Here is a 21,974-nt window from a genome sequence, read left to right as displayed (position 1 = left end):
GGAGGTGAGATAAGAATGAGTACAGAAAGCAAGTTTGAGCCAAGGATTTTAGGCTTTGTGTGTAATTGGTGAGCGTACGGCGCTGCTGACTTGGCTGGAGTTTCCAGACAACAATATGCTACCTGCACCAAGCTTATTCGCGTGATGTGTTCCGGCAGGGTGGACCTGAAGCATGTACTTAGAGCCTTCTCGAATGGAGCGGACGGGGTGTTTATCGGCGGGTGTCACTTTAACGAATGCCACTATATCACTGACGGAAATTTCGGTGCTTTAGGCATGGTGCTTCTGTTCAAAAAGATTATGGAGCACATAGGGGTGAACCCTGAAAGGTTAAGGCTTGAAAATTTATCCGCCGGTGAAGGAATCCGTTTTGCAGAAATTATGAATGACTTTAACAAAAAAGTGATGGAGTTGGGACCGCTTGGCGAGGGCGAAGGAATAGAAGAAAACGCATTGAAGTCCAGACTCGAGGCGGTTACAAACCTGGTTCCCTACATTAGGCTGGTGGAAAGGGAGAGACTGAGAATACCTTTGAAATCAGAGGAAGTGTATCATGAATTTTTCACCAGTGACGAGTTCAACAGGGTGTTTAATGAAACAATTGCGGAGAAATTGGCGATTAGCCAGATTATCTCAATCCTGCGGGAAGGACCTCAAACAACCGGAGAGATCGCTAAAGTTTTAGGCCTGACGCCGTCTGAAATATCAAGACACCTGAATAGTTCGTCAAGGCAAAGATTCGTCAGGTACGATGAAGGCCTGAAGCGCTATGCCCTCGCGTAAAGTGAGAGGCGGGCGGTGGATTAAAGGGAAAAAAGGAGATTAGGACAGGCTATGGATAATGATAGAGTTGATCAGATCACTGATAACCATAAGTGTGAGTGCGGCCATAGCGGTATCGTTGAGGGATTGAGCGATAGAGTCGATCGAATTATTGATAAACACAACTGCAAGGCTAGTTCGCTGATTCAGGTATTGCTGGAGATTCAGAGCGAGAATCACTGGCTTCCCAAGGAAGCGTTAGATCAGGTAGCCGAAAGATTGCAAGTTCCGTTAACCCGGATACAGCAAATCGCTACCTTTTATAAGGCTTTTAGCCTGGTTCCCAAGGGACGTCACGGGATTCACGTTTGTATGGGCACCGCCTGTCATGTGCGTGGCGCGCAGCGTGTCCTCGACACGGTGGAAAACCTGACTGGAATTAAGCCCGGCGAAACGGATTTGGATTTGAAGTTTAGCCTGGAGACGGTTAACTGCCTTGGTTGTTGCGCTTTAGGACCGGTAGTGGAAATCGGCGGGAAGACTCACGGCAAGATGGCGCCGGCCAAAATGGCGGACGTTTTAAAAAATTATGAATAGGGTAAGGTAAAATTATGGAGCGTATAAATTCAGCAAATGAATTGGAAGCACTCCGGAAGAGCATCCTGTCGTCAAGAGACACAAATAAACCGTGTATTACAATCTGTTCCGGATCTGCTTGCCATGCTTCCGGTAGTAAAGAAGTCGCTGCGAGAATTGAAGAGGAGATTGCCGAACAGGGCTTGAGCGACAAGGTGGACGTAAGGAAGACGGGGTGCCATGGTTTTTGCGAGAAGGGTCCCATTATAGTTATTCATCCCGAGAAAATATGCTATTTCCAGATCAAGCCTGAGGATGTTACCGAAATAATCAGCGAGACTATAATCGGGAAGAAGATCATTGAGCGCCTGCTTTATACCGACCCCGCTACCAATGAAAAGATAATTTATGAATCTGAAATCCCCTTCTACAAGAATCAGGAGCGGCTTGTTTTCGGTTCCAACGGTAGTATTGATCCGAAAAACCTCGATGACTACCTGGCAATCGGCGGCTACGCAGCGTTAGCTAAAGTGTTGTTCCAGATGACCCCTGATCAGGTAGTGGAGGAAGTCAAGCAATCCAACCTGAGAGGCAGAGGGGGCGGCGGCTTTCCCGCAGGGAGCAAGTGGGAAGGATCCCGCAACGCGCCCGGCGACATCAAGTACGTGATAGTTAACGCGGACGAGGGAGACCCCGGAGCATATATGGACAGGAGCCTTCTTGAGGGCAATCCTCACTCAGTCCTCGAGGGGTTGACCATCGGAGCATATGCTGTCGGTTCTCACGAGGGTTATATTTACGTCCGCCAAGAATACCCCCTGGCAGTGGAGAATGTGACTGTCGCCATTAAGCAGGCTGAGGAGTACGGCCTGCTTGGGAAAAACATCCTTGGCTCAGGCTTTGATTTTACGGTTAAAGTGCACATGGGCGCCGGAGCTTTCGTCTGCGGTGAGTCTACCGCCCTGATGACGGCGTTGGAGGGCCGGGCGGGAGAGCCCAGGCCGAAGTACATTCGTTCTAACGTGAAGGGTCTTTGGAACAGGCCCAGCGTGTTGAATAACGTTGAGACGTGGTCCAACGTTCCGCTGATCATTAACAAGGGCGCCGACTGGTTTACTTCGTTCGGAACTGAAAGCAGCAAAGGCACGAAGATTTTTTCCGTGGTCGGCAAGATCAACAATACCGGACTTGTGGAAGTGCCCATGGGCATGACCCTCAGGGATATTATCTACAATATTGGCGGTGGAATTCCCGGCGGCAAGAAATTCAAAGCAGTGCAGACCGGGGGGCCGTCCGGCGGGTGTCTCCCTGAGGGCCTGTTGGATTTGCAGGTTGGTTTTGATGAACTCACCAAGGCCGGTTCAATGATGGGGTCAGGCGGGATGATTGTACTGGATGAAGATACCTGTATGGTGGATGTTGCCAGGTATTTCCTTGAATTCCTCACTGACGAATCGTGCGGCAAATGTGTGCCATGCCGTGAAGGCATCAGGCAGATGCTTCAGACCCTGACTAACATCACCCAGGGCAAGGGAAAAGAGGGTGATATCGAGCTGTTGGAGGAACTGGCTGAGACAGCCCAGGAAGCCGCCCTGTGCGCTTTGGGCAAGAGTGCTCCGAACCCGTTCTTAAGCACGCTGAAGTACTTTAGAGATGAGTATGAGGCGCACATCAAGGAAAAGAGGTGCCCGGCCCTTTCCTGCAAAGAGCTGATCGCCTTCTATATTGACCCGGAAAAGTGCCGGGCATGTTCGATTTGCGCCAGGAAATGCCCCTCTAACGCGATTATTGGCGGTAAAAATCTGATTCATATGGTTGACCAGGAGAAGTGCACGAAATGCGGGACTTGCTTCGAAGTTTGCCCCCTGCGTTTTCGCGCGGTAAAGAAAATTTCTGGTGAGCCTGTTCCGGATCCTATCCCTGAAGAAGCGAGAATTATAGTCAGGGGGGGCAAAAAAAATGAGTGATATAGTTTTACAAATTGACGGCATTGAAGTCACGGCAAATGAAGAAATGACTGTTTTAGAGGCGGCGCAAAAGGCGGGAATATCGATTCCGACGCTTTGCCACCACGAGAAATTAGAGCCTTATGGCGCTTGCCGGCTTTGCCTAGTGGAATTAGAATCACGCGGGCGGTCAAGGCTGGTGGTTTCCTGCCTTTACCCGGTGGAAAAAGGTCTGGTCGTCAAAACCAGGTCTGAAAAGGTAGACCGCATTCGCAAAATGATCTTGGAACTGTTGTTGTCTCACGCGCCTGACGCCTTTGATCTGCAAGATTTGGCTCGGGAATATGGCGCGGATAAATACCGTTTTGCCAAAGAACCCTCATTCTGCGTTCACTGCGGTCTGTGCGTAAGATACTGTGCCGAGGTCAAAAAGAAGGAAGCAATTGGATTTGTTAACAGAGGAACAAAGCGGGAGATCAGCTTCATTCCGGAGATTGCCTCCAGGGAATGCTGGAACTGCAAAGAATGTTTCCCGCTTTGCCCTACAGAGGCATTACAAGCGGCTTATGTTTTAGCTAAAGCGATCGCGTTCCCCGCAACGGCGGAATAGACAGCGATTAATGCTTTTTCGCAAGGGGCCACCGCCTGTCAAGGCGGTAGCCCCTTAGCCGTTTTTAATGTCAGCGGCGGTGCCGACGAAAGCGTTCCATTAAAGGTAGGGCTTTAAAGACATCTTATGAAGCCGCAACCATTCTTAAGAATTATTGGGAAACTATCCATGCAGCGAAGAAGGCAGGAAAGCCCATTGGCTATTGCTCCGGGAATGCGCCTGTAGAGCTTATGTATGCGCGTCCATCGCGAGGTGGAGTGTGAAGGAAGGCGGCGGCAAATCTCCGGCCTGACGAGCAGAACCGCATCAGGCATAAACTGAGGATAAGGCTGCTAAACAAGTCGAAGTCCAATAGCTACACGGAGTCAGTTTGGGTAAATGCGGCAGGTGGATGGAGAGAAAGACTGTGTCCTTACCCTGGGAGGCCTCACGGACGGTGGAAGCGTATTTGCTAAAGCCGGTTGAAACAAGACTTGTCGTGAGGAGTCAGATGAAGCCATATTAGCAATCCGTTCTAATCTTTGTATAAAATTATAATAATAAGTAAAAATTAAAAAAAAAATAATCGGAGGTTCGCTATGAGTAACCAATTTATATTATGGTCTATATGGATTATACCCTGGTTGTCGCTTTTATTTATACCCAAAAAAGATATTAAACGATATATGCCTGCTGCACTGTTTACTGCAATTACAAACATAATCATTGTTGATATGGGTGTTTCCTGGAACTGGTGGACTATTAGAGAGAGCATTTTTCCCCTAAACGAGGTTTTACCTGTAGCTTTTGCCCTTCTGGCAATGGAAATCTGGATATTAAAATATACCTACGGTAAATTTATATTGTTTACAATTACCGAGGTATTATTGACATCTGTGTTTATTTTTTTAATACAGCCTTGGTTAAGTCACCGGGGGATATGGGTACGGATTAATGTAACAAACTTTTTAGCTTTTTTGCCGGCAATTCCTCAATTTATATTAATCTATCTGTATCAAATGTGGCAGGAAGATGCATTAGTCCCGGCTATAAAAAAATTCTTTTCACCGAAATTACAACCATCGGCGACAAAACCTCTTTTAAAAAATGAAGATGATAAATCACGCAAATAGACATTGAACAGGCCAAACAATGCAAGGCAAAAGAAAGGCCGCTCCATAGGGGCGACCTTTTCCCTCTTCCTCCTTTTACTCTCGAAAAAATCCCGCCGCCGCGCATATGAAATGTTTCAGCTTGCGCCTGCGGATGGTGGTATCCTGAACTTCGATATCGGTCTGTCAAGTCGGGTTAAAAAGTGATATTTTCAAAAAGCAGCATTTAAGGATGCAATAACGCACGCGAGACGCAGTGCGTTTTTTATTGGTGCCGGAATTAGAGAAAGGCTAGGAATGGGGCGGGTTACGGGGTTGCAGTAGCACGCATTGACACGCATAAAAAAGAGGCCGCTGGATTTAATCTCACGGAAAGCCCGTTCTACCCGCCACAAGTCTTTGTAGGCCAGGGCTACTTGATCGGTATCTCGGTATCCAGTATGGAATTAGTATCCCAAAAGACCATATCTACCTTTGAGTCAAAATAGCTCTGGGTGCGATATTAGCGTATTAGCGTTTTATAATTAAATTTTAAATGAACCAGTGCAGCAATGATAAATATATATCCCATTAATTCATGCAGGCTTTTAGGATAAAAACCATCCTCTGGCTGTGCGGGGGACTCTTTAATGACCGGAGAATTATTACCGCCTTCTGTTCCGTGTGGCCCATGCGGCCCCGATATTGCATGAGTCATATCCATTTGGATACCTGTAACAGATAAAATGATAAACGTCACTATAAGAATTATTGAAGTATATTTTCTCGCCCGCATTGAAAAAACTACTCCTCTCTTTGAGCATTCTCTGTTGAATGCATGCTATCGTAATTCGTTCATTAATAATCACTTAATAGATAACAGGGCGATTTTTGAAAGAAGCGCCCATCTCCTGTAAAATCGTCGCAAAGCTCCCCGGCAGGCATCATAGTTTTCTATTGTTTCTTTGAATAAAAGCCTTGCTCTTTCTTTGTCATCGTTATTCAGGAAAAGTCTGCCAGCCTGATAGAATGTTTTAGGCGAGCCGTATAATAAAAGCTGATTAAAAACATGCTCAATCCTTGTATCCGGTTGCTTTCTCTGCAGGTAGATGCTAATAATAAACAAATAAGGTTCTCCAAAGCTGACCTTGGGGTTTGCCTCAATTGCTTTTTCAATCTCTTTTTCCCCTTCTTCAATTTTACCAAGGTGGTAATATGTCGCGCCGAGGTAGAAATGAAAAAGCGGGTGTCCGGCCATCTTGCCGGAAGCGTTCTCCAGGAAAGATAAAGCTTGCCCGTATTTTCCCCGCCGGAAATAGATTTCTCCCAATTCCAGGCAGGCTTCGGCGTTTGCCGGATTCAGCCTGATCTCCTTCTGCAACAGCTTGGTCTTTTTTCCCTGCCGCCAATGAGCGGAAATATCCGGCAGGATGCCGATAAAACGTTGCTCGGCGAAAAAGAAAATCAACAGCAGGATGACCAGGGACAGAAGGGGATTGCCGGTCAAAAGGGTTAAGAGCATGTATAAGCCGATTGTTTTCATTATTGCGTCCCCCTTTTTTTACATGATATATATAAATAACCTGCTCAGTCAAGGAATCGGTAAAACGGGATTTCGCCATAATTCAACATTAACCTTTTTTATTTTATCACAAATAGGAAAGGTACCCATAAATTGTAGTAAGGTTTTTTAAAGATTTGATAAGAGGGGAGGAGTTGGGCTTGTATTTTTATCCATATTTCGAGAACAACTGGTATTACGCGACAGATCCGGATGCCCTGGCCAGCCTGTACCGGCACGGGAAAGAGATAACGATGCTGATTCCCTTTTGGTACGGCGTGACCGGGCAAGGGACATTGGTTGACCAATCCGACCAGGCCACCCTCAACTTGGCAAGGCAATTTAACATACCTGTACTGGCGATAGTGCACAACTTTGCCGCCCGGCAGTACGGACCCCTTATTCACCGCTTGCTGACCGATAATAATTTGCGAAAAACGCTTATCGCCAATATTCGCAGCATGTTGCTGGACAATAGGTTTATCGGGGTAAATATTGATTTTGAATTTGTGCCTCCCGAGGATAGAGCTTTTATGACCGCGTTCATGGCGGAACTCAACTCAGCTTTAAAGCCTTGCGGGCTATTGGTGACAATATCGTTGCCGCCCGAATTGAGGGACGACCCGGCGCACCCTTTTTCCGGCGCCTTCAGCTATCCCGACTTAGCCCGGTATAGCGACCAGGTATACATCCTGGCCTACGACGAGCATGTGGCTGAACCTGGGCCGATTGCGTCCATTGGCTTTGTCAGGCAGGTGCTGGCCTACGCTCTTACCGTAATACCCCGCTGGAAAATCCGGCTGGGGATGGCTGTATATGGCAGGGACTGGTCCGCAGGGGAAACACTGCCGCAAGAACTGTCATATAGGGACGCGGTGGTCAGGGCCGCCGCCTTCGGTGCGGAGATCAGGTACGATGAAAAGGAGCAGGAACCAACGTACAGCTATACCGAAAGAGGGATCAACCACGTAGTCTGGTTTGAAAACGCCAGGAGCTTTGCGGTCAAGCTGGATCTGGCGCGGCGGGAAAATATACCGGGTATAGGGGTGTGGCGGCTGGGGCTGGAGGACCAGGAGATTTGGCGCTTGTTTAAACAGCAGCGGCGCTATTCGATAAAATCACGCATTTCCAAGTAGTAAAATATTTTGTTTGAAAAAAGCAACAACAAAATTCCCATGGCCAAATTGGCGGCAAGCACTGCTATTTCTGCAAACCACTCGCTATGTGTCAGCCAAGCCGCAAGCCCCCCGGCCATTAAGGCGGGAATACCGACAAGCAGGAATTCCACAAACAACATTAAGGGGTAAAAAAGCTTTCGGTTTATGGAAGAAGGCAGCAGGACATGAGCTAAAGCAATAATATTGGACTGTTCAAAATAAAAGGAGGCAAGCAGCAAAGACAGCAGTATTGCCGGCATGAATAACACAGCGTCTTTAGTATGTGCGTATACGAGCAGCGCATAGCTCAGGTTCAGCAAAAAAACATTTATGCAAAGACGCAGGGTAGGCAGGATGTTTATGGCTAATGCTTTCCGAAAAAATGTCCCCGGCAGGGTATATATGTAAGGAAGGGCGAGTTCCTCGCTCAAAGGGCCGGAGAAGCTGCGAAAAAACAGCAAATAAGCAAGAATTCCGTTTAGAGTGTAGATTAGACGGTTATCTCCCGGTTGACCGCTGCGCAAGAAAATGAAACCGGCGGCCAAACCAGCAATGACGAACAGCGGAGCCAGATACCCCACGTATTCGTTGATGCCGGTACGCCGGTACTTGACCACTTGATTAAACATGAACGCCCAGCTTCCCGGAAATCGGCGTTCTACCGTGACGCGTTTCCTGTTTATAAGGCGTGTCCAAAAGGTTTTGGCGCTGTTGAACTGAAATGGCGCGAATGCCCCCCGCATTTTGCCGCCCCGTTTGGCCGCGCGAAGTGTTTCCAACCGTTCGGCAAGCTCAATTACATCTTCGTAGTAATCCCTGGCCAGGGTGAAGACCAGTAGGTTAGCGGCCAGGGCGGTTAGCGCCGCGAGGAAGACAGCCGTATAGACAACCGGAGTCGCGCCGAAAAAAGCCGCCCGGGCAAATTGCACAATCCAGCCGAATAAAGGGAAGTTCAGAATCCCCGGTGCCTGATAGCCAAGAAGAACTTTAAGGCTGAATATATCCCAGCGCGCGTATGCCAACCAGCAAGAAAGCAGCCAGACAGCGGAGATTAGCAAAATTCCCCGGACCCAGCGTTCTTTATGGTAGCGGGCCGAAACAAGAAATATCAAGAAAGAAACCGGGGTGGACAGCAAGCCAAAGGATAATAAAGATAGATATACCAGCATTACTCCTTCAATATCCAATCCCATGTTAAACATCGTCGGGGTTAAAATGAGAGCGGGAAAACAGGTCTTAACCATGTCTGATGGAATTTTCTTGATCAGGCTCCATAATAAAATACGGTTGGGCTCCAGGGGAGAAGGAAACAGCAGGTTGACATCCCCCATTTGGAAAGAATATGACAATGTTTTCAGAGAGGAGAAAAAGGACACAAACATGATCGAGCTGATGAACAGCGCATATACGGCAAGAACAATATGCGCGGTGTCGGCCGTTAGTGCAAATGCCGGCCGGCCGTTTTGCTTAATGGCGGGGAACATGATCATAACAATCCAGGCGATAAACAGGAGATAGAGCAAGATTTTTTTGGGATTGCGGCGAATTTCCAATATGTAGTTTTTGAGCTTCAGCGCGTCATAGCGGAGAAGAACGGCGTAATCATGCATCGGCGGTTACCTCCAGGAAAACTTCCTCCAAAGAGGCGTTCTCTTCTCCCAGGCGCGACCTGAGTTCCTCAAGACTTCCGTCGGCTATGATTTTTCCCTTTTTTAAAACGATAATCCGGCTGCATATATTTTCAATGGGGTCCAGCAGGTGAGTGCTGATAAAAAGGGTTCTTCCCCCCTCTTTCAGTTCTTGAATCAAATCCTTGAAATTCTTAATAGCCCTTGGGTCAAGCCCGACCATTGGCTCGTCAAAAAACAAAATACGGGCCCCCGAGATGATCCCGCAGCAAAGGGAAAGTTTTTGCCGCATTCCCTTGGAAAGCGTTTTGACAAATTCGTCGCGCTGTTCCCAGATTTCAAAGAGCCGCAGCAATTGTCCGGCTCTTTCTTCCCAACGCGCTATCTCATAAGCATCGGTAATAAAGCGCAAGTGTTCCCATACCGTCAGCATATTGTACAGCTGCGGCACTTCGGGGATATACGCCGTTACCTGCCGGGCTTTCCGGGAGCCGCGCGGATTCCCTGCTATGAAAATATTCCCGCTGGTCGGCCTGAGCAAGCCGACAATACATTTAATCAGGGTGCTTTTCCCGGCGCCATTGGGGCCGAGCAGTCCGACAGTTTCTCCTTTTCTGAGGGAAAAATGAAGATCGTCCACCGCTGTTTTCTTGCTGAATTTTTTGGTGAGATGCTGAATTTCCAGGATATATTCATTTTCCATTAAAAACCTGCTCTCCGGACCCTTGACTTTTCTTGAGCTGGATGGGTTGTTTTTGTTTGCCCTAATTATATACTAAAAAGTATTAGAGTGCACTGATCATAGCTGCGGTTCATAGAATAGAAACCGGGGCAGGCGATATTTTAGCGTCTGATATTTATTGGAAAAGAGAGTTGCTATTGTGATTATCAGGCCCAGGGAAGGCTGGCAGTTGATCGACTTAAAAGAGCTGAACAGCTACAAAGAATTATTATATTTCCTGGTCGCCAAAGAAATAAAATTACGTTATAGACAAACAGTTCTCGGCGGATTATGGATAGTTGTGCAGCCGTTTTTTTTAATGATTGTTTTTACTATTTTCATGGGTAAACTAGCTAAGCTCCCATCTGACGGAATTCCCTATCCGGTTTTTTATTTTTCCGCAATGATTGCATGGCAGTATTTTGCCGGCGCTGTAACGCGTTCCGGCAACAGCCTGATCATAAATATGAAATTGATCTCCAGGATTTATTTTCCTCGCCTGCTTATCCCGCTGACTCCCGCACTGGCAGGTTTACTGGACTTTTTCATCGCCTTTGCGGTTCTGATCGGCATGATGCTTTATTTTCATATTTACCCCACTGTTATGGCGCTATTTCTTCCATTTGGGGTCCTGATTATGGTCTTGGCCGCCAGCGGCGTGGGGCTGTTCCTTGCGGCTTTGAGTGTGAAATACCGTGATATTACGGCAACCACCCCTTTTTTGCTGCAGTTGTGGATGTTTGCCTCGCCTATTGTCTACCCGGCGTCCATGGTGCCGGTAAAATATCAGCTTTTTTACGCGATAAATCCGGTGACCGGGGTAATTGAAGGTTTGCGGGCCGCCCTGTTGGGGACTGTCCCTTTTCCCTGGCATATCATGCTGGTTTCCGCCATAACCAGTATGATTCTTTTTATCTCCGGGTTAATCTATTTTCAACAAGTGGAACGTTATTTTGCCGATATTATCTGAGATTTAAGAGGAATGATAATGGCTGACCCTATTATTAAGGCGCATGAGTTGTCTAAATGCTACCGTATCGGGCTTGCCGGCAGCAGGCCCAAAACACTCCGTGAGGCGATTATGCGCGGAATCAGCACGCCGGTGAGGAATCTTGCCAGGCTGCAAAAACTAACAAGATTCACCGGTGAAGAATTGCGCGGCGGCGGAGAAGACGTAATCTGGTCCTTGAGAAATGTGTCCTTTGAGGTGAACGAAGGTGATGTGCTGGGCATTGTCGGCGGCAACGGGGCTGGTAAGAGCACTCTTTTTAAAATACTGTCAAGGGTTACCGAACCTACCGGCGGCTATGCCGAAATTAACGGCAGGCTTTCCTGCCTGCTGGAGGCCGGCGCGGGATTTCATCCGGAGCTTACGGGAAGAGAGAATATTTATCTCAGCGGCGCCGTGCTGGGCATGACCAAGCATGAAATAAAAACTAAATTTGATGAGATTGTTCGTTTCGCGGAGATTGAAAAGTTCCTGGATACCCCGGTGAAGAGATTTTCCAGCGGCATGTACATCAGGCTTGCCTTTGCCGTGGCCGTACATCTTGAGCCGGATATATTGCTCATTGATGAGGTGCTGGCTGTGGGGGATATCGCGTTTCAGAAAAAATGTCTCGGGAAAATAAAGTCTTTCGCCAGGGAGGGGCGGACAATCTTATTTATCAGCCATAACACTGAAATAATAAAAAATTTATGCAACAGCGCAATTTGGCTGAATAATGGCCGGTTGGTGAAAGCCGGTGCTGTTGATGAAATAATTGAGGAATATGAGAATCATTGAAGCTTGTATAGTGAGAACCTGAAGAATGGACGGAGAGTCTTGCGGATCATGGCCAGTCAGGTAGCCCAATCCACTCAATATTTTAATCAGCCATTAACGAACATATGGACACGGTTGCACATGTTTTGGGCATAAATAACTTACTGCAAGGGATGCTAAGAAGAAATCTTTAGTGTCCTTTTGTTTTTTGAGATACTGTGAGCCGCGTTATACCCAAATTTCCCCCGAAGGCGAATTTGTTCCTGTGATGTCAAGCCCAGTTATAAGATAATATTCTTGCTGGCATATTACACATCTTATTGTATAATTATGGCGTGCTCAATGACCTTTAGGTATGAGAAATGATAGGGGCCGGGAGTGGATCTTCTTGTTGCCGGAAGGTATTGCGGTAACTGAAACAAGCTGTAAAACCGCATTGAATAAAACGGGCATACCAGGCTACCAGTACTGCCTCAACCCGTACGTCGGGTGCGCGCACGCTTGCGTTTATTGCTACGCCTCCTTTATGTGCCGCTTCAGGGGGCGCCGGGAGCCCTGGGGGACGTTTGTCGAGTGCAAAATCAATTTTCCGGCGGTGCTGGAGCGCCAATTGAAGCGGCTGGGTCCGAAAGGCGGCAGCATCTTGACGGGCACCGTGACCGATCCCTACCAGCAGGCGGAAGCAAGCTATTGTTTGACACGGTCCTGCCTTGAGGCGCTGGCTCCTTACCCGTCGCTTGAGCTCGGCATTCTCACCAAGTCCGCGCTTGTGCTGAGAGATCTCTCTTTGCTGCAAAAACTTAAATGCTGCACGGTAGGCTTTTCCATAACCACCATGAGCAACGAAGCGGCCCGTGTTCTTGAGCCGGGCGCGTCGCCTCCCGGCTTGCGGCTGGCGGCAGCCAGGCAGTTGAGCGAGGCGGGCGTCCCGGTCTGGGTGTTTATCGCCCCGCTCCTGCCGGGGGTGGGGGACAGCGGCGAGGCTTTGTCCGCGCTGTTCGGCGCGCTGAAGAAAGCCGGCGTACGGGAGGTCATGGCGGATACTCTTACCGCCTACCCGTTGGCGGTCGGCCGGTTGCGGCAGGTTTACCGCAGGTATTTCCCGGCATCCCTGAAGGTTCTGGAATGGTACCTGAAGGACTCGCCCGATTATAGGATGATCATCGACGACCGGATGAATAAACTGGCCCGCGATAATGGGATTAACTTTTCATCGGTTTGAGCATGGCACGGACAACTGACCATGTGGGAGGTCAGCGTCATAGCAGGGGAGCAGGGCTTTCCTGAATATCAAAAATATGGGATAATAAACATGCCACTCAATGACTTCCAAAGTAACGCAAAAGAGTTGAGAAAAGGGAAAATTAAAAGGAAAATTAATATGTTAACAATAAGTAAAGCAAATAAGCAAGATATCGAGGAAATGTGTCTGTTGCTGCAAGAGCTTTTTGACCTGGAAAAAGACTTTAGCTCAGACTGGTGCAAGCAAAGAAAAGGACTGGAATTAATTATTGATAATCCCCAGTACGGTCTTCTTTTGCTGCTGAAAAGAGATCAGGAAGTCCTGGGTATGGCCAATCTCCTGATAACGATTAGCACGGCATTGGGCAGAAAGGTTATATTGCTGGAAGATTTTATTGTTAAAAAGGAAGAAAGGCGAAAGAGACTGGGCAGTTATTTTATGGAAGGCATAAAGGATCTTGTCCGGAAAGAAGGATACGGCAGAATTGCCTTGCTGGCTGACAAGGAAAATAAACCGGCTCAGGAGTTTTACCATACCATGGGCTTTCAAATGTCTAATATGGACTGCTGGCGTTACGTATTCAATAAAAAAATCAATATTTGACCGGGCAGAATGCGGAAATGCGTATGGGCGGAATAAGTTTTGAGAGGATAAAAATATGCCGCAAGGTGTTGCTTGCTCATGACTGAATCGGAATTTAACTATAGACGGCGGTGGGGATGGAACCCCCCGAGCCCGGAAAATATCCCTTTATTCTTGATTGGTGAAAAGCCGGCTGCCGTGTCTGATGAAATAGTAGCCGGTTATTTTTGGAGAGAAGAAGAATTTTATGATATCCGGGAAATCGGGGAGGCATTGGATTATTTTGATGATACGAAAGAATTCGGCTGTCACGGCTCGCGTCCCACTTTAATTTATGGTACGGGCTGCATTTATACCCACCGCGATCCTGTTGAGACCCTATCGCTTTGGGAAACTTTCGGAAAAGGCATGGTATATAAAGTCACCGGCCGCGCGTTTGAGCGATTGAACACCGGCTTGATATCATGGGGCAGCCTGGATATGACTGAGCGCATCTTCCCCCTTGAATATATCAATAGCTGGCGCAGGATGGGCAAGGAGGAGTTGGTGATTGAGCCGACCCTGTATCAAAGGATTTATGGAAAAATTAAATGATGGTTTATCTCATCATTCAGCAGCATTTGCAAAAGCAGATATAAATTAATTGAGACGACCACGGCGCGTGCTGCTGCGGAACCGAGACAGATTGAGCTGCTTGCGGGAAACCAGGTTTCTTGATGTGATTCGTGCGAGGACGAAGCGGTAAGTAATATTGCGATATAGCTTGCAGGTTTCCCGCCACAATCTCCGCCACAGCAAGAAGTTCATTATTACAAGCAATATTAGAGCGAGAACCTGCGCCCATTGATTCATTTGAAGCAGAAAGTCCATTAGATAATCTCCTTTTTGGTGGATATGATCCCCAAAAAGGGAGGAAATAAAACAGGGAGACATGAGGATTGCTTAAAAAAAATACCGCCCCGCGGGATTATGGGAGACGGGCGGAAATCGTTGGCGAGTTTAGAAAAGCCTTTTGAGGTCACTTTTGTATTTTTTAATTGCCAGGTCCAAAACCTGCGAGAAATTATTGGCATTGGTGTTCTTTGTAGTTGAGGCTTTTTGCCTTTGAGAAAATTTCTTCTGAAAAACAATGGGGAGGATTGGCGTTATTTTGATTTCGCTTTCCATATAACAACTCCTTAACAGTCTTAGTTGTTTATACGTTGTAGTGTATTTAATTTGTAGGGTTATAAGAAAACTTAAGAATCGAAGCATTGCCCGGGGTATTTATACACAAAAACAATTCCGATGCGCTCGGAATATGAGGAGAAAAAGATTAATAAAATGAGACAAAAGCGTAGCCGGGATTTGATTTCCCGGCTACGCTTTTGCTTACAGGCTCTAATAATAGGTAATGGCCGTCAATTACCCTCTTATCGTGTAAAAAACACGACGTCCCCAAAGTTCGCTCCCGCCACTATACCGACACATTCACATTTGATTTTCAGCAGGAAAAAAACCTTTCCATTAGCCGTCTCTTCATGTTCCAGGGATTCAAAATTGGCCTGGCCTTTTGATATAACCAGACCTGATTCCATTAACAGCCGTCCAGCCTCTCCGGATATCTTCCGCAGAGGGACGCCGAGATAGTTGGACCCTGTGGTTGCCACTTTCGCTACGTTGTCCATCCCCACTTTTATGGCGTCCTCCATGGTGGCGTCATTTAATATGGGACCGCCTTTAACAATGTAGGTCACCCTTTTGCCCATGGCAACCAGTTCTTCCGCCAGCAGCTTGTCAAACACTATTTCGCCGGCGTTGTCTCCTACAATAACTATATTATCTTCCTGGTTCAATTTTTTGACAAACGAACTGAAATCATCTTTTGCAAAACCCGCGTCCAAGCTGTACTTTAAACTGGCGTCTATATCGAAACTCTTATTGATGCCCAGGTCGATCACATTACCGGAAACGGAAATTTTCAGGGCGTCATTGAGTCTGTTTTTTGATCTTTGCAAAAAGTCCTTTAACGCTGGGTACAGAGCAAGGGCCAGGCGATTTGATTTCTTCTTGGCTTCCGAGTAAGGGTCATCGTTATTTATTAGCTGGTATATTTTTAACAATAGTTCCGTTGAATTTTCAGCCGGTGTTCTTTTGCTGTCCATGATTTTAATATCATCCATTAGTTCGTATAAAATTGGATACTGCCTGTCTTCGTCTATCCCGGCGATAGTCATACAGGTGACCGCTTGTTTGAGGTAACAGTGAACACAGTCTATAAAGCATCGCATGATAAGCGCCTCCATATTTTAATGCTATTGATTGATAATTATAGTTTAGCACAGATTGGAAAGCCCCATGCCTGCATGTTAAGTCGACGTTGCAGAAAAATCCATTCTTTACGGTAGCCATTAGGTGGTATAAATGTTATCTTATTATTAATAAATGCCTGAGAGGGGGATAATCTCGTGAAAGTTGTAGGCATAAGCGGCAGTGCCAGGAAAGACGGGAATACTGCCATTATGATCAAGCGGGTTTTTGAAGAGTTGGAAAAGGAAGGCATTGAGACGGAATTAATCCAGTTGGCTGGCAAAAAGATCAGAGGGTGTCTGGCCTGTATGAAATGTCAGGAAAATCAAGATAAGCGTTGTTCCGTTGATGATGACTTTAATATGTGTTTTGAAAAAATGTTGCAAGCGGATGGGATTATCCTGGGATCGCCTACTTACTTTTCCGATATGACGCCGGAAATGAAGGCGCTTATTGACCGGGCCGGTTATGTAGCAAGGGCCAACGGCGATTTGTTAAAAAGAAAAGCGGGGGCGGCGGTGTCCGTCGCGCGGCGGGCCGGAGCGATTCATACCGTTGATTCGATGAACCACCTTTTTTTCATCAGCCAGATGATCGTACCCGGTTCAAATTACTGGAACCTGGGTATCGGCCGGGAAAAAGGAGAAGTTGGGGCCGATGCGGAAGGGATGCAAACCATGCGGGTTTTGGGTGAAAATATGGCCTGGCTGCTGAAAAAGATTAAAGGTTAGCGAAATCCAGAGCGGCTAGATATTTAATGGCCGGACAGGTGCTTTTTAAGGTTGGCGCCTGTTTCATTTAATGCTATGAGCTTTTATAAGGTAAAAGGTGCGGAAAATATGAAATTTCTTGATAAGAGCATTGATGTTGTGATTTTTGATATGGACGGGACAATTTTTGATACTGAAAGGTTGGCTATAAAACTATATACTGAAGCGTCACAAATGCTGGGAATACCACTTGGTCTTGACATTCTGGAAAAATCAATAGGTTTAAATGCCGTGGCGACGGAAAAATTAATGAAAGAAACCTACGGAGAGGATTATCCGTACGGAAAGGTAAAAGAAAAGGCTTTACAACTAAAGTTCGCTTATATCAACCAGTTTGGTTTGCCGATAAAAGAAGGAGTGAAGGAAGTTTTAAGGAAACTGCGGGAAAACAGTGTGCCCATGGCGCTCGCCACTTCCACCGACAGGGATTTAACGGAAAAGTATCTGGGAGCTTCAGGCTTGAATAAATATTTTCCGGTGATTGTATGCGGCAACGAAGTGGCAAAGAGCAAGCCGGAGCCGGAGATATTTTTAAAAGCTGTCGATTTGCTTGGCGGCGAGGCTTCAAGATGTATCGTTCTTGAAGATTCAGAGAATGGATTGCTCGCGGCAAGCCGGGCGGGGACAATCCCGGTTTTGGTCAAAGATATTAAATACCCGGCTGATCAAGTTAGGAAGTTGGCCTTTTGCGAATATGAAAGTATGATTGAAATTATCAGCTGCTTTGAATTTTGAAAAGGATAAGACTAGAAAACAAAAAATAAACAAGGTGGGGAGATAACATGCGAATTGAATGGAAAGGGCATGCGAGCTTTTTATTGGTTAGTTCTCAAGGAGTACGGGTGTTGACAGACCCATTTGATGAGTACGTGGGTTACCCGTTGCCCAATGTCGAGGTGGACGTGGCAACAGTCAGCCACCAGCACGGCGATCACAATTTTACCGCTTCATTGCCGGGCAAACCGGTGATAGTAGAAGGTGCTGGTGAACATGAGGCTGCCGGGATTGTAATCAAAGGGGTGGCCACGTATCATGATCCGGAGCAGGGGAAAAAGCGAGGGGAAAATACTGTTTTTGTAATTCAACTGGACGGATTGAACATCTGCCATTTAGGAGACCTGGGTCATCTTTTAACTTCAAAGCAAGTGTCTGACATAGGACAGGTAGACGTATTGCTAATACCGGTAGGAGGCTTTTTTACCATTGACGCCAAACAGGCTTACGAAGTAGTGAAACAATTGCGTCCCGCCCTGGTTTTGCCCATGCACTACAAGCTGGATGAGAGAGTCACGCTGCCCATTGAGCCGGTGGATGAGTTTCATGGACTTTTCCCAAAAGTTGAAAGAAAGACGGTATTGGATGTCGATAAATCATCACTTCCTGGGAAGACTGAAGTGGTATTGTTGGAGCTTAGATAATAATTAGCATACTATTTTGTTTAGTACGAAAATAGGTCTTTGAAAACTCCATATGCCCGCAAGATCTTTAGGCAAAAATGGCAAATTAACTTAACCCAATGCAATTGCATGCATTGGCTAAACACAAAATCTTATTAAATAGCTAGACTAAGCTGTTTTTGAGGGTTCAATCAGTGTCAGACCTAGTTTTTTAGCCTCAGCCATAATCTTTTTAGCTTTAAACTTATCCTGTTTGACTCTGGCTGCTTCAAAAGCCGTTTCATCGAATTCAGTATTTGTTTTCAGCATGGTATGGATAATGACCAGCAGCTTTCTGGCTAATGCAACAATGGCTCTTTTCCCACCGCGACGTTGTTTGATCTTCCAGTACCAATTTGACAAATAGGTATTGCGCATGCGTGTGATCGACCAAGCTACCTCACAAAGAATCCGTTTTATGTGAGTATTTCCATGAAGGGTACAAGTGGACTTTTTTTTCCTGCACTTTCATTGTTGCCAGGGCTCAGACCGGCCCAGGAGCATATATGTTCTGCTGTTTTGAACCTAGTCATATCAATACCTATCTCGGCCAGAATGGCCGCGGCTGCAGTCTTATTTATTCCAGGAATGCCATCCAGTTGTTCGAGTTGACGCTGGTATTTTAAAAGCTCTTGCTCAATCTTGTGCTCTATCATTTGCAGATGTGCATAGCTTTCATCCAAGCGTTTAAGCAATAGAACCAGAAACGTAAGCGTAAAAAGAAGAGTCACATAGACAGCCAACAACCACTATGAGAAAATACTCCAAAAAGAGTTGAAAAAGTCTTAAGAGTTTTTCGACCGGGCTTTAAAAAGTCGAAGGGAGTCCGATCTCATGGATGTGCAGAAGATGAAGCAGGAATTTCGATTAAAACAGTGGGTCGATACGGTCAAGGAATGCCGCAGTAGCGGGAAGACAATAAAAGGCTGGTGTGAGGAGCAAGGGATCAACCTCAAGAGTTACTACTACTGGCAGCGTAAAGTGCGAAGTGCGGCCGGTGAACAACTTGCAATGATACCGAATGTAGAGCATGGAATTGCAACTACAACAACTAAGCCGGTGTTCGCCGAAATAAAGCTTTCGCAATGCGAGACGGCCCTACCGGCGGTAACGCTCCGCCTTAATAATGCAATCCTCGAAATTCACAATGGAGCAGAGCGCTCAACCATTGAGAATGCTCTGCAAGCATTGAGAAGCCTGTGTTAATCGAATCACTGCATACTGAGCATATCTATGTTGCATGCGGATATACGGATATGCGGAAATCCATTGATGGACTTGCAGCATTCGTACAACAGAGTTTTCGGTTAGACCCGTTTTCAAACAGTCTGTTTCTTTTCTGCGGCAGAAGGAGCGACCGCATTAAAGCACTTTACTGGGAAGGCGATGGATTTGTGCTTCTGTACAAGCGGCTGGAAAACGGAAATTTTCAGTGGCCGAGGAACGAAAGCGAGGTTAAAAACATTACGCCGCAGCAGCTGCGATGGCTGATGGAAGGGCTTAGTATCAACCAGCCGAAAGCACATCGTCCGGTAAGCGGACTAAGCATTCTTTGATGCTGAAAACCATTGATAATACTAGATAATCTGACGTTTTCGCATTGAGAAAAACCTCAAAAAATAGTATAATTTAACTATGATGAATGATGCGTTGAGCAAGGAAAAAGGCACGGAAACTATCACCATTTCGCGTGCGGAATATGAGTCGCTCAAGGAGCAAAACGCAGAGCTTTCACAGCAGATAAAATGGCTGATGGAGCAGATCCGTCTGGCCAGGCATAAGCAGTTTGGCGCGTCCAGCGAGAAGAGCGAGTATAGCCAAATCAATCTGTTCAACGAAGCGGAAGCAACAGCCGACGCCCAGGCTGCAGAACCGGAACTGACGGTTATTGAAAAACATTACCGTAAAAAAGCAGCCGGGAACAAGGACAGACTCCCTCCGGACCTGCCGGTGGAGACCATAGAACATTTTTTATCAGAAAAAGAACAATCGTGTCCTGAGTGCGGGGAAGCTTTGCACATTATGGGCAAACAGGTGCGGCGGGAGCTTAAACTGATACCTGCCAAAGCGGTCATTGTCGAGCATATCAAATATGTATACTCATGTCGTGAATGCGAAAAGAAAGCGTGCCATGTTCCAATAATCAAGGCTCCTGTTGACGAGCCGGTCATCAAAGGCAGCTTTGCTTCACCGGAAGCGGTAGCGCATATTATGACACAGAAGTTTGTTAGCGGAGTGCCGCTCTACCGGCAGGAACAGGAGTTTAACAGAAACGGCATCCTGCTTTCCAGGCAGACGATGTCCAATTGGCTGATTAAATGCGCGGAGGACTGGCTTGAGCCGATATATGTAAAGCTGCACGAACAATTATGCGCAAGAGAAGTTCTCCATGCCGATGAAACGACATTGCAGGTTCTTCGCGAGCCTGGCAAATCGGCCCAGAGCAAGAGTTACATGTGGCTGTACCGGACAAGCGGAGATGCAAATATGCCCATTGTTCTGTACGACTACCAGCCGGACAGGAGCGGCAAACGTCCGGCAGCGTTTTTGAAGGGATTCAAGGGATATCTGCACACCGATGGATACGCGGGATACCATTCGGATCTGCCGGAAGACGTGGTTATCACAGGCTGTTGGGCCCATGCCCGGATGAAGTTTGAAGAGGCGCTCAAGGGTCTGGCCGAAAAAGACCGGGAAGGCTCGCTTGCCCAGAAGGGCAAGCGATACTGTGACAGACTATTCAGGATCGAAAAGGGACTAAAGGACATATCTCCCCAAAACCGGCAAAAAAAGCGTCAGGAACAGGCCCGGCCTGTGCTTGATGAGTTTTTGGCCTGGCTGAAATCCATCGGCCCCGCACCGAAATCCGGTATAGGCAAGGCAGTATTCTACACTTTGGGGCAGTGGAAATACCTTGAGCGCTATCTTGTGGACGGCAGGCTTGAGATCAGCAACAATCGTGCGGAGAGGAGCATCAAGCCCTTCGTCATTGACCGGAAAAACTTCTTGTTTGCCAATACACCCCGAGGCGCCGTAAGCAGCGCTGTGATATTCAGCATCATAGAAACCGCAAAAGAAAATGAACTTAATCCATACGCATATTTGACGTACATATTCAAATCCGCGCCAAATCTGGACATAGAAGACCCAGAGCAACTGCAGTCGTTACTGCCGAATAATGCGGCTGATTGGTGCAGAATTCCGAAGCGTGCGGAAAAGGAAAACGCCGATGAGACGGACGAATATTAATGCTGTGCTGAAGATAATCCGCATGTATCTTGATGGCAAGATCAGCCGTATCGACCTGACCCTGGATTTTCCGGATGAGCTGGAAAAACGCTATGAGAAAATGAGTTTAGAAGACAGGGAATACGCAAAACTTATTTACGACCGTTTATTGGAGGATGGCATATATTGCGGGGATGATCTTTCAGATGAAGATTTCCGAGATCTCATGAAAGGTCAATACAAGGATGTTCTGGATATTGCTAGAGAAGGATTTGTATGAGCCCGTGTTTTATTTAAAAGGCAATTTGTTATCTTGAGCCGTCACTGACTGACGAGGTGACGGCTCTTTTGACGCTTACCCAGAAACTCTCTTTGCAGTGTATCCATCCGGCCATTGACCGCCTGTTTGATTTCGTTTAGCTTGGCTCTGGCCTTACTTTTGACATACTGCTCGACTTCTGGGGAAGATATTTTCCCGGAACGGGCCAGTTGGTCGATTAGCGTCTTCCGGATACTCCAAAGATATCGGTTAGGAAAGTGGACAGTTTAAAACCACAGCTCTGCAGATGTTTTTCAATACGGTTTTTTTGTGCCGATAATTCTTCAACAATGTTTTTGCGGTATCTGGTC

At 46.8% G+C, this 21,974-nt stretch carries 23 protein-coding genes and 2 pseudogenes; 18 read left to right on the top strand and 7 right to left on the bottom strand.

The annotated features are described in order from the left end of the window. Positions 1-15 precede the first annotated feature (15 nt). From L9W92_RS15470 to L9W92_RS15450, 5 genes are all read left to right on the top strand, one after another. Positions 16-783 carry a hydrogenase iron-sulfur subunit gene (locus L9W92_RS15470; protein ID WP_240084648.1) on the top strand — a complete coding sequence of 256 codons (768 nt, stop codon included), beginning with the start codon at positions 16-18 and terminating at the stop codon, positions 781-783. Between the two features lie 51 nt (positions 784-834). Beyond that, positions 835-1,359, top strand: coding sequence for a complex I 24 kDa subunit family protein (locus tag L9W92_RS15465; RefSeq protein WP_240084647.1), 525 nt, complete (start codon positions 835-837; stop codon positions 1,357-1,359). 14 nt (positions 1,360-1,373) lie between these two features. Beyond that, complete coding sequence (locus tag L9W92_RS15460; protein ID WP_240084646.1) at positions 1,374-3,305, top strand: NADH-ubiquinone oxidoreductase-F iron-sulfur binding region domain-containing protein; 1,932 nt, start codon at positions 1,374-1,376, stop codon at positions 3,303-3,305. Continuing rightward, positions 3,298-3,894: a 2Fe-2S iron-sulfur cluster-binding protein gene (locus tag L9W92_RS15455; RefSeq protein ID WP_240084645.1), complete on the top strand. Its 597-nt coding sequence runs from the start codon at positions 3,298-3,300 to the stop codon at positions 3,892-3,894. The genes L9W92_RS15460 and L9W92_RS15455 overlap by 8 nt, the downstream gene beginning before the upstream one ends. Positions 3,895-4,472: 578 nt before the next feature. Further along, positions 4,473-5,006 carry a hypothetical protein gene (locus tag L9W92_RS15450; protein WP_240084644.1) on the top strand — a complete coding sequence of 178 codons (534 nt, stop codon included), beginning with the start codon at positions 4,473-4,475 and terminating at the stop codon, positions 5,004-5,006. 481 nt (positions 5,007-5,487) lie between these two features. Here L9W92_RS15450 and L9W92_RS15445 read toward each other — a convergent pair whose 3' ends face one another. Both L9W92_RS15445 and L9W92_RS15440 read right to left on the bottom strand, forming a co-directional pair. Further along, complete coding sequence (locus L9W92_RS15445) at positions 5,488-5,760, bottom strand: DUF4405 domain-containing protein (protein WP_240084643.1); 273 nt, start codon at positions 5,758-5,760, stop codon at positions 5,488-5,490. Between the two features lie 69 nt (positions 5,761-5,829). After that, positions 5,830-6,507, bottom strand: coding sequence for a tetratricopeptide repeat protein (locus L9W92_RS15440; protein ID WP_240084642.1), 678 nt, complete (start codon positions 6,505-6,507; stop codon positions 5,830-5,832). 179 nt (positions 6,508-6,686) lie between these two features. Here L9W92_RS15440 and L9W92_RS15435 point away from each other — a divergent pair, with 179 nt between their 5' ends. Continuing rightward, positions 6,687-7,661 (top strand): glycosyl hydrolase family 18 protein, encoded by a 975-nt coding sequence (locus L9W92_RS15435; RefSeq protein ID WP_240084641.1) that lies wholly within the window; start codon positions 6,687-6,689, stop codon positions 7,659-7,661. Here L9W92_RS15435 and L9W92_RS15430 read toward each other — a convergent pair. Beyond that, positions 7,631-9,292 (bottom strand): putative ABC exporter domain-containing protein, encoded by a 1,662-nt coding sequence (locus tag L9W92_RS15430; protein ID WP_240084640.1) that lies wholly within the window; start codon positions 9,290-9,292, stop codon positions 7,631-7,633. The genes L9W92_RS15435 and L9W92_RS15430 overlap by 31 nt on opposite strands. Continuing rightward, complete coding sequence (locus tag L9W92_RS15425) at positions 9,285-10,013, bottom strand: ABC transporter ATP-binding protein (RefSeq protein WP_240084639.1); 729 nt, start codon at positions 10,011-10,013, stop codon at positions 9,285-9,287. The genes L9W92_RS15430 and L9W92_RS15425 overlap by 8 nt, the downstream gene beginning before the upstream one ends. A 157-nt stretch (positions 10,014-10,170) precedes the next feature. Between L9W92_RS15425 and L9W92_RS15420 the strand changes: the two genes are divergently transcribed. The 5 genes from L9W92_RS15420 (at position 10,171) to L9W92_RS15400 (ending at position 14,215) form a co-directional block, all read left to right on the top strand. After that, positions 10,171-11,001 carry an ABC transporter permease gene (locus L9W92_RS15420; RefSeq protein WP_240084638.1) on the top strand — a complete coding sequence of 277 codons (831 nt, stop codon included), beginning with the start codon at positions 10,171-10,173 and terminating at the stop codon, positions 10,999-11,001. Between the two features lie 18 nt (positions 11,002-11,019). Then, on the top strand, positions 11,020-11,817 hold the full coding sequence (locus L9W92_RS15415; protein ID WP_240084637.1) for an ABC transporter ATP-binding protein: 798 nt from the start codon (positions 11,020-11,022) through the stop codon (positions 11,815-11,817). Positions 11,818-12,187: 370 nt separating this feature from the next. Next, a complete protein-coding gene (locus tag L9W92_RS15410; RefSeq protein WP_240084636.1) occupies positions 12,188-13,018 on the top strand; it encodes an SPL family radical SAM protein in 831 nt (276 codons plus the stop codon). Between the two features lie 159 nt (positions 13,019-13,177). Then, a complete protein-coding gene (locus tag L9W92_RS15405) occupies positions 13,178-13,642 on the top strand; it encodes a GNAT family N-acetyltransferase (protein WP_240084635.1) in 465 nt (154 codons plus the stop codon). 153 nt (positions 13,643-13,795) lie between these two features. Beyond that, positions 13,796-14,215 carry a hypothetical protein gene (locus tag L9W92_RS15400; protein WP_240084634.1) on the top strand — a complete coding sequence of 140 codons (420 nt, stop codon included), beginning with the start codon at positions 13,796-13,798 and terminating at the stop codon, positions 14,213-14,215. An 818-nt stretch (positions 14,216-15,033) separates the two neighbouring features. Here L9W92_RS15400 and L9W92_RS15395 read toward each other — a convergent pair. Further along, positions 15,034-15,891: a damage-control phosphatase ARMT1 family protein gene (locus L9W92_RS15395; protein WP_240084633.1), complete on the bottom strand. Its 858-nt coding sequence runs from the start codon at positions 15,889-15,891 to the stop codon at positions 15,034-15,036. 177 nt (positions 15,892-16,068) lie between these two features. On the opposite strand from L9W92_RS15395, the gene L9W92_RS15390 reads away from it, so the two are divergent. The 3 genes from L9W92_RS15390 to L9W92_RS15380 all read left to right on the top strand — a co-directional run bounded on the left by L9W92_RS15390 (position 16,069) and on the right by L9W92_RS15380 (position 18,098). Continuing rightward, positions 16,069-16,641: a flavodoxin family protein gene (locus L9W92_RS15390; protein ID WP_240084632.1), complete on the top strand. Its 573-nt coding sequence runs from the start codon at positions 16,069-16,071 to the stop codon at positions 16,639-16,641. A gap of 75 nt (positions 16,642-16,716) precedes the next feature. Beyond that, complete coding sequence (locus L9W92_RS15385; protein ID WP_240084631.1) at positions 16,717-17,415, top strand: HAD family hydrolase; 699 nt, start codon at positions 16,717-16,719, stop codon at positions 17,413-17,415. Positions 17,416-17,462: 47 nt separating this feature from the next. Continuing rightward, positions 17,463-18,098 (top strand): MBL fold metallo-hydrolase, encoded by a 636-nt coding sequence (locus tag L9W92_RS15380; RefSeq protein WP_240084630.1) that lies wholly within the window; start codon positions 17,463-17,465, stop codon positions 18,096-18,098. A 147-nt stretch (positions 18,099-18,245) separates the two neighbouring features. Here L9W92_RS15380 and L9W92_RS15375 read toward each other — a convergent pair. After that, positions 18,246-18,823: pseudogene (locus L9W92_RS15375) on the bottom strand (transposase); the annotation flags it as partial. A gap of 127 nt (positions 18,824-18,950) precedes the next feature. Between L9W92_RS15375 and tnpA the strand changes: the two are divergent. The 4 genes from tnpA (at position 18,951) to L9W92_RS15355 (ending at position 21,624) form a co-directional block, all read left to right on the top strand. Continuing rightward, a complete protein-coding gene (gene tnpA, locus L9W92_RS15370; protein WP_240084629.1) occupies positions 18,951-19,322 on the top strand; it encodes an IS66 family insertion sequence element accessory protein TnpA in 372 nt (123 codons plus the stop codon). Then, positions 19,316-19,672, top strand: a complete 357-nt coding sequence (tnpB, locus tag L9W92_RS15365; RefSeq protein ID WP_240084628.1) for an IS66 family insertion sequence element accessory protein TnpB — start codon at positions 19,316-19,318, stop codon at positions 19,670-19,672. Before tnpA ends, tnpB begins: the two co-directional genes overlap by 7 nt. Before the next feature lie 79 nt (positions 19,673-19,751). Continuing rightward, positions 19,752-21,365, top strand: coding sequence for an IS66 family transposase (gene tnpC, locus L9W92_RS15360; RefSeq protein WP_240084627.1), 1,614 nt, complete (start codon positions 19,752-19,754; stop codon positions 21,363-21,365). Beyond that, positions 21,346-21,624 carry a hypothetical protein gene (locus L9W92_RS15355; protein WP_240084626.1) on the top strand — a complete coding sequence of 93 codons (279 nt, stop codon included), beginning with the start codon at positions 21,346-21,348 and terminating at the stop codon, positions 21,622-21,624. The genes tnpC and L9W92_RS15355 overlap by 20 nt, the downstream gene beginning before the upstream one ends. Before the next feature lie 80 nt (positions 21,625-21,704). Here L9W92_RS15355 and L9W92_RS15350 read toward each other — a convergent pair. After that, positions 21,705-21,974, bottom strand: a pseudogene (locus L9W92_RS15350) (IS110 family transposase); the annotation flags it as partial.

Origin of the sequence: Pelotomaculum terephthalicicum JT, assembly GCF_022410535.1 — a bacterium.
Classification (GTDB): Bacteria; Bacillota; Desulfotomaculia; order Desulfotomaculales; family Pelotomaculaceae; genus Pelotomaculum_D; species Pelotomaculum_D terephthalicicum.
This window is presented reverse-complemented; position numbering and strand designations above follow the sequence as displayed.